The organism is Nocardioides sp. NPDC057772, from assembly GCF_042798075.1.
Classification (GTDB): Bacteria; Actinomycetota; Actinomycetes; order Propionibacteriales; family Nocardioidaceae; genus Nocardioides.
Map to the genome: position 1 here is coordinate 1 of NZ_JBHVKN010000296.1, position 4333 is coordinate 4333.

Here is a 4333-nt window from a genome sequence, read left to right on the forward strand (position 1 = left end):
GCGCGGGACGTAGTAGTGCTTCTCGATCCCGATCCGCACCGTGCCGACGACATCCATGGACGAGGAGTCACCAGTGGCTCCCCCGGCCACGCCCAGGAAGTCCGAGTCGAGACCGAGGTCGCGACCACGACCGAGCGGCGAACCGGTGTCCTCGTCATGGTGAACCACGCCGCTGTTGGCCTGATCGATCGGGGACTCGAGGTGCGCACGACCGCTGACCACCACTGCGGTCCCGTCGGTCGCCACCGTCACACTCGCGTCGCTTCCCGCCATCGCCCCTGAGATCGTCACCGGAGCCACGGGTCCACGATCAGGAGCCTTGATCGGCTCCGAGTCGGCGCGGGCGACCCCGGCACCGGCGGCCACGAAGGCACCCGCCAGCAGGGTCACCACCACCGACCGCCGAAGCCTCCCGAGTGCCTTCGAGCTCATTGCGTTCTCCTGTCGCGAGTTGCCTGTCACGAGATGCGGGACCCCGTCAGCGCCTACACCCGGCGCCCGAGCGCTCGGGGATCGCGGCGGCGCGGACGGGGTCCCGCCGGGCGGGGCGAGCGCGGTCCTGGGCGCACTCATAGCCCCACCCGTCGGACCGGGCGGATCGGCAGTCCCGAGGATCTGCCACTGTCACGCCCGGTGGTAGATCCACGCAGACGACGCCCCCCGGCGCCCAATCGCCTGCATGGATCCGTTGCTCATCATCACGCTCGGTCGCGGGCTCGGACAGGGCATGGCGAGCCGTCACGGCCCGGCGAACACCGCCGCCTCGACTGCTCGTCGAGGCCGTCACTGCCTCATTGCCCCACATGGACGCTCCCGAGATCGGTCCGGATTCAGACCCTTTCGATACCTGTTACGTCGTTGCGTGCGTTGACGTTGCAGTTACGTCGGAGATATGGAAGAAGTCCCGCAAACACGCCACTGGGACGTGTTTGCGGGACTTTGCTCGGATCTCTAGCGAACTTCCGTCGTCGAGCTCAACTCGTCGACGACGCCCTCGTCCCCGGCGTCGACCGAGTAGTCCGAGGCCACCGTGGCGTCCTCGCCGTCGGGCACCCCGAGCGCCCTCAGGATCGGGGTCAGCACGACCACCACGATGACGTTCAGCAGGAACGCGGTGAGCGCGATGTAGATCGGGGTCTGCGTGCCGGGGAACGGCGCCAGCGGTCCGCCGAAGTGCTCCTGCGTGGGTGAGGAGACGCCGTACGCCACGTACGTTCCGTACGCCATCCCGACCGCCCAGCCGGCCAGGACCGCCCAGCGGTGGAACCACCGGGTGTAGAGCCCGACGACGATCGCGGGCAGCGTCTGCAGGATCCAGACGCCGCCGAGAAGCTGCAGGTTGATGGCGTACGACTTGGACAGCGCCAGCACGAAGATCAGTGCCCCGAACTTCACGATCAGCGACACGATCTTGGCCTGCTTGGCCTCGTCCTGCGGGGTCGCGTCGGGCTTCAGGTAGGCCTTGTAGATGTTGCGCGTCCACAGGTTCGCGGCCGCGATCGACATGATCGCCGCCGGCACCAGCGCACCGATGATGATCGCCGCGTACGCCACGCCCGCGAACCACGCCGGGAACTGGTCCTCGAAGAGCTGCGGGATCGCGAGCTGCGGGTTCGGCGGGTCACCGACCATGACACCCGCGGCGAGGGCGACGAACCCGAGCAGCGCCAGGAGGCCCAGCAGGAACGAGTAGGCCGGCAGCAGCGAGGCGTTGCGACGGATCACGTTGCGGCTGCGGGTGGAGAGGACGCCGGTGATCGAGTGCGGGTACATGAACAGTGCCAGCGCCGAGCCGAGAGCGAGCGAGGCATAGGCCCACTGACCGGCGGCCTGCGTCGGGAAGAGCGCCTTCGGCGCCGCGTCGCCGGCGGCGATCGCATCCGCGTTCTCGGTGTTGAAGGTGTCGAAGCTGGTCTGCACCGTCTCGAAGATGTTGCCCCAGCCGCCGATCTGCGACGGGATGTAGACGATCGCGACGATGATCACGATGTAGATCAGCGAGTCCTTCACGAACGCGATCAGCGCCGGCGCCCGCAGCCCGGAGGAGTACGTGTAGGCAGCAAGCACCGCGAACGCGATGAAGAGCGGCAGATCCCGGACGAACCAGTTCGAGGAGTCGCTCTGCAGCCCCATCACCTCGAGCACGACCTCCATGCCCACCAGCTGCAGCGCGATGTAGGGCATCGTGGCGAGCAGGCCGGTCAGCGCGACCGCGAGACCGAGGGACTTGGACCCGTAGCGGCCGGTGACGAAGTCGGCCGGGGTGACGTACCCGTGCTTGTGCGAGACCGACCACAGCTTCGGCAGGAAGGCGAAGATGATCGGGTAGACGAGGATCGTGTAGGGGACGGCGAAGAAGCCGACGGCGGCGCCGGCGAACAGCGTCGCCGGGACCGCGATGAAGGTGTAGGCCGTGTAGAGATCGCCGCCGATGAGGAACCAGGCCACGAACGTACCGAAGCCACGACCGCCCAAGCCCCACTCGTCGAGGTTGTCCAGCGACTTCGCCCGGCGCCAGCGGGCGGCGGAGAAGCCGAGGATCGTGACGAGCAGGAAGAGGAAGGCGAAGACGGAGACTGCGACCGCGCTCACTGGCCGCCCTCCTTCCACGGGCGCCCGGCGGCGGCACGGTCGCGCCGGAACGCGGCCTTCGCGACGAAATAGGCGATGGTCGTGAACAGGACCGAGCAGGGGATCAAGACGAGCTGGAACCAGAAGTAGAACGGGAATCCGGCGAGCGTCGGGTCCTCCTTCGCGTACAGCGGCACCGCGAGTGACGGTGCTGCCGCCGCGAACAGGAGAATCCCGACAAGGATCCACGAGCCCTTGGACGAGGACGGCATGGGTCACCTCCGAGATCTGTCGAGTGAGATGGGGCGATGTGTGACCTTGGTCACATTCACCTACCGTGTCCAGCCCATCCGACCGGCACGACGACGAACGGTCGATCTGCCACGACGAACGGTCGAATCGCCTGCCGTTCGACGCCTTCAGGGCTAGCCTGCAAGGTGATCCTCCCCCTCGGCACAGGAGCGCCCATGAGCACTGAAGTCCCCAGGATCGACCGACGCCGCCTCCTCGGCGCCGTCGCGGCCGGCGCCGCGGCGACTCCACTTCTCCCTGGCTCGTCCGGGGCAGCGGGCGCGACGGAGACGCCCGGCCCGACCGTCGAGCCGCTCGGGCGCGAGGCCGTCCGGTCAGGAGCCGACCGGGCCGCATCCGAGGGCTGGTCGATGCTGGCGGGCGAGCGGGTCGGCATCATCACCAACCCCACCGGCGTGCTCCGCAACCTGCGCAACATCGTCGACGAGATGCACGAGTCGGGGGCCGTGCAGATCGCCGGTGTCTTCGGCCCCGAGCACGGCTTCCGCGGCACCGCCCAGGCGGGCGGCTCGGAGGGCACCTTCGTCGACGAGCGCACCGGGCTGACCGTCTACGACGCCTACGGCGCGAACGTGGCGAAGATGCGCGAGCTGTTCACCACGGCCGACGTGGAAACCGTCGTCTTCGACATCCAGGACGTCGGCTCCCGGTTCTACACCTACATCTGGACGATGTGGACGGCGATGCAGGCGGCGGTCGCGACCGGCAAGCGCTTCGTCGTCCTCGACCGGCCCAACCCCGTGGGCGGCGTGGCCCGCGGACCGATGATGACCGCGGCGTACACCTCGGGCGTGGGCGCCCGCGAGATCGTCCAGCAGCACGGGATGTCGGTGGGCGAGCTGGCCCGGTTCTTCGACGGCGAGTTCCTCGAGGAGCACGCCGGCGGGAGGCTGGCACAGCTCGACATCGTGCAGGTCTCCGGGTGGCGGAGACGGACGCTGTACGCCGACACCGGTCTCGACTTCATCCTGCCCAGCCCCAACATGCCGACGCCGGACACCGCACTGGCCTACCCCGGCACCTGCATGTTCGAGGGCACCAACCTCTCCGAGGGGCGCGGCACCACCAAGCCGTTCGAGCTGATCGGGGCACCGTTCGTCGACCACCGCTGGGCCGCTGCGCTGGAGGAGGCGAACCTGCCGGGCGTGACGTTCCGGGAGGCCTACTTCAACCCGTCGGTCAACAAGCACGCCGGCAAGGTGTGCGGCGGCGTGCAGGTCACGATCCAGGACCGCGACCGGTTCGACCCGATCCGCGCCGGGGTCGAGATGCTGGTCACTGCGAAGGCGCTCTATCCCGAGTTCGCCTGGCGGCAGGACTCCTGGGACACCGCCCGCCCGTTCTGGATCGACAAGCTCACCGGATCGACCAGGCTGCGTACGCAGATCGACGTCGGCGCCACCGGCGTACGCAGCGTCAGCTCGACCACCGGCACGCCACCCTCGGCGAG

The 4333-nt window shown here is 68.6% G+C and carries 4 protein-coding genes; 1 reads left to right on the forward strand and 3 read right to left on the reverse strand.

The features are described from left to right. The 3 genes from ACFVJS_RS26520 to ACFVJS_RS26530 all read right to left on the reverse strand — a co-directional run. Positions 1-432: hypothetical protein (locus ACFVJS_RS26520; protein WP_378886552.1), on the reverse strand; the 432-nt coding region annotated here is incomplete at its 3' end. Between the two features lie 519 nt (positions 433-951). After that, positions 952-2592, reverse strand: coding sequence for a monocarboxylate uptake permease MctP (mctP, locus tag ACFVJS_RS26525; protein ID WP_378886553.1), 1641 nt, complete (start codon positions 2590-2592; stop codon positions 952-954). Further along, on the reverse strand, positions 2589-2843 hold the full coding sequence (locus tag ACFVJS_RS26530; protein WP_091043495.1) for a DUF3311 domain-containing protein: 255 nt from the start codon (positions 2841-2843) through the stop codon (positions 2589-2591). Before ACFVJS_RS26530 ends, mctP begins: the two co-directional genes overlap by 4 nt. Before the next feature lie 195 nt (positions 2844-3038). On the opposite strand from ACFVJS_RS26530, the gene ACFVJS_RS26535 reads away from it, so the two are divergent. Next, positions 3039-4333: exo-beta-N-acetylmuramidase NamZ domain-containing protein (locus ACFVJS_RS26535; RefSeq protein ID WP_378886554.1), on the forward strand; the 1295-nt coding region annotated here is incomplete at its 3' end.